At 40.8% G+C, this 3,074-nt stretch carries 4 protein-coding genes; 3 read left to right on the forward strand and 1 reads right to left on the reverse strand.

The window, feature by feature from the left end; genetic code table 11:
* Positions 1-175 precede the first annotated feature (175 nt).
* From ACTQ16_RS16480 to ACTQ16_RS16490, 3 genes are all read left to right on the forward strand, one after another.
* Positions 176-1,306, forward strand: a complete 1,131-nt coding sequence (locus tag ACTQ16_RS16480) for an ATP-binding protein (protein WP_441938522.1) — start codon at positions 176-178, stop codon at positions 1,304-1,306.
* Between the two features lie 280 nt (positions 1,307-1,586).
* Complete coding sequence (locus ACTQ16_RS16485; protein WP_171479883.1) at positions 1,587-1,748, forward strand: hypothetical protein; 162 nt, start codon at positions 1,587-1,589, stop codon at positions 1,746-1,748.
* 22 nt (positions 1,749-1,770) lie between these two features.
* The gene (locus ACTQ16_RS16490; RefSeq protein ID WP_441938524.1) at positions 1,771-2,022 is read left to right on the forward strand and encodes a hypothetical protein; all 252 of its coding nucleotides are present in this window, start codon (positions 1,771-1,773) and stop codon (positions 2,020-2,022) included.
* 509 nt (positions 2,023-2,531) lie between these two features.
* Here the strand turns inward: ACTQ16_RS16490 and ACTQ16_RS16495 are convergent.
* The coding region (locus ACTQ16_RS16495) for a hypothetical protein (protein ID WP_441938526.1) at positions 2,532-3,074 on the reverse strand (543 nt) is incomplete at its 5' end.

The raw sequence follows: 3,074 nt of genomic DNA on the forward strand, positions 1-3,074 counted from the left end.
GATAGGGGGAGAAGGTCGGTAAAAAACGTTGAAATAACGTTCTAATCCCAAAATTTACTATGTTTTTTGGGATTGTAATCCCAAAAATAGGTATAAATTTTGGGATTACGATTATTTTTCCTTATCTTTGCATCCGAAAGAAAGAAGGATTCATAACTTAAAAGAAAGGATATTTATGATACGTCGTCAAATACAAGATACAATTGAAGCCCGGATATTTTCCGGGAAGGCTATCATCGTGATTGGAGCCAGACAAGTGGGTAAGAGCACGCTGTTTAAAATGGTGCTCGAGAATCGTGATGAACCTACTCTTATGTTGAATTGCGATGAACCAGAAGTAAGAGAGTTGCTGGCAAAGGCAAATTCTTCTGAGTTGCGTCTGCTTATAGGCAACAATCTTATTGTTGTGATAGACGAGGCTCAACGGGTAGAGAATATCGGGATGGTTTTGAAACGAATCACGGATAATTTCCCAGATGTACAACTCTTGGTGACAGGTTCCTCCTCTTTTGAATTGCAGAATAAGCTCAACGAACCTTTGACAGGACGCAAGTTTGAGTACCATCTTTTCCCTTTTTCTACAAGAGAACTGATGAAGGCTCATGGACTGCTTAGTGTAAAACAAACATTAGAGAATCGGCTTATTTATGGTTCTTATCCAGATATCATGAATCATGAGACGGATGCAAAGGAGTTGCTGTATAATTTGTCTAACAGTTATCTGTATAAGGACTTGTTGAATTTAGAAAGTGTTCGGCGCCCAGCCCTGTTGTCCAAGCTGCTTACTGCCTTGGCACTGCAGGTTACAAGTGAAGTTTCATATAATGAGTTGGCGCAAACCGTAGGAACAGATAATAAAACGGTAGAGAAGTACATTGATTTGCTCGAAAAGTGTTATATCATATTCAAGTTGAATGGCTTTAGTCGCAACTTACGTACGGAGTTGAAACATGCTAAGAAATTCTACTTTTATGATAATGGAATACGTAATGCTATTTTGCAAAACTTTGCACCTCTTGCTCTCCGGCAGGATGTGGGGGCTTTGTGGGAAAACTTCTTCATTAGTGAGCGAATGAAGGTCAATCAAAATGCTGGACGATATGTAAACAGCTATTTTTGGCGTACCAGTCAGCAGCAGGAGATTGATTATCTGGAGGAGTGTGATGGTCAGTTTTCCCTGTTTGAAATGAAGTGGAATCCTAGGCGTGCCAATACAAAGTTCCCGGCCTCTTTCCTTTCTGCTTATCAGGTGAAAGATAAGTGCATCGTTACGCCTGAAAATTGGATAGATTGGGTTATAGAGTGATAATGCTCCCCCTTTAATGTCCGTTTTCAAAACTGATACTGCCCCTATGAGACATTGTCTTATTTGGTTTTAATGGAGTTTCAGGAAATGTAAATCCCCAATCTGTTGAACTTTACAGATGGGGGATTTCTCAAGTGTATACATTATTCTCCTAGGATAGGCGTGAATTTGGAATTTTTGGTAAAATTCAACAGAAAGTTAACAAAAAGTTTGGTAAAGTGAAAATAAAAGCATATTTTTGCAGATTAAATAAGTACATAACATTAAAAACAAGAAGATTATGGCAATAGAAATTAAAACAATACCTGTCCTTCATGGTGAGGCAGCAGCTCGTTTCGTTGAAGCAGCTGATGAGGCATTGGAAAAGCGTGGCTCCATTGACTTCTCCAAGCAAGTAGCCAAGGCACGTGCTATATTAAAACGTTCAAAACTGTACATTTAAAATGTTAGAGCAATGTGATTTTATGGAACTGACAGAGGAAGTCTTGCAGCAATGCAAAGGCTTCACTTGTAAGGATGAGGACATAACAGAGTTCTTCACCCAAGACTATGCTGATTATGCCTATCAGTTGCTTGGAAAATCATATTGTTTTGTTAAACCAGATACATCTGAAATATTCTGCGCATTTACAGTCGCTAATTCGAGTGTAAAAGTAGATTCACTTCCTTCAAACCTTCGGAATAAGCTTAATAGAAAGATTCCGAATGCCAAGTGAAGACCGCAGTATCCAGCAGTGTTGGTTGGACAGTTGGCAGTAAGCGATTTATTCAGTGGACATCATGTGGGAGATGAATTGTTGGATTTCATCAAATCATGGTTTATAGACCCACTGAATAAGACTGGATGCCGGTATGTCATTGTTGATGCTGTCAACTATCCGAAAGTGTTTGAATATTATCAACGAAATGGTTTCAAATTTCTGTTTTCGTCAGATAAGGAGGAATGGACGTTCTTGCACAATAAAGGTCTAGAACCTGCAACTCCTGTTGAGCCGATGAAAACACGGCTGATGTATTTTGATTTGATTTATCTCCGCACAAAATAACAAATAAAAGATAATAAGCCCCTCTGGCGCGCCGAAAGGCTGCATACTAGAGGGGCATTACTTATTTTAGGCAGTTTACTTTGTGCTTTTGCGGTAAATGATGTTTTAATGTCCGTTTTCAAAACTGATACTGCCCCCATGGATAGGAGGCAGGTCGGTGAAAAACGTTGAAAAATCGCCTAGAACCATCTCTTCTTCATTTTCTTCAAGAATTCCTTGGTGATGGGGAAGCCGGAGGCATCACCTATTACGGAGTCGGTATAACAGAAGGGACATTCTGCTGTAGGCGGCTCATCAGGGAGGTAATCCGTGATTTCGGATGGCGAGAAGATTTCGCAGCAGAAGAAACAGCCGCACTTTTCTGACTTCTCTATCTGTTCCTTGTTGCTGAAGCTGCAATCGTGAGCTTGGCGGAAGATCCTGTCTTTCTCCTCCTCTTCTTTCTGCTTTTTCTCAGCCTTTTCCAGATAACCCTTGAATCGTCTCTGAAGATAGAGCGGCACATGATAGTGAGGGGCGAAGACATACAGCGACGGAACATGGTCGTGGTATTCGATCAGTTTTCCCTCACCGTCATACACTCTTTCAGAAAGACATTCGCGGTCGTAGTGCAACAGTCCCAGCGGAATCTCCGAGATATAATAGCAGAAGGTATCCAGCGGATAGTCGTCTTCCTCCTTCATCTTTTTGCGGTACTGGACATCCTGGTGCATCAGTCTCTC

It is taken from the genome of Prevotella sp. LCP21S3_D2, assembly GCF_052118345.1.
GTDB lineage: Bacteria > Bacteroidota > Bacteroidia > Bacteroidales > Bacteroidaceae > Prevotella.

Bases quoted from the DNA above. Each gene is read 5' to 3' on its own strand.
- ACTQ16_RS16480 (WP_441938522.1), top strand. From the start codon at position 176: ATGATACGTCGTCAAATACAAGATACAATTGAAGCCCGGATATTTTCC.
- ACTQ16_RS16485 (WP_171479883.1), top strand. From the start codon at position 1,587: ATGGCAATAGAAATTAAAACAATACCTGTCCTTCATGGTGAGGCAGCA.
- ACTQ16_RS16490 (WP_441938524.1), top strand. From the start codon at position 1,771: ATGGAACTGACAGAGGAAGTCTTGCAGCAATGCAAAGGCTTCACTTGT.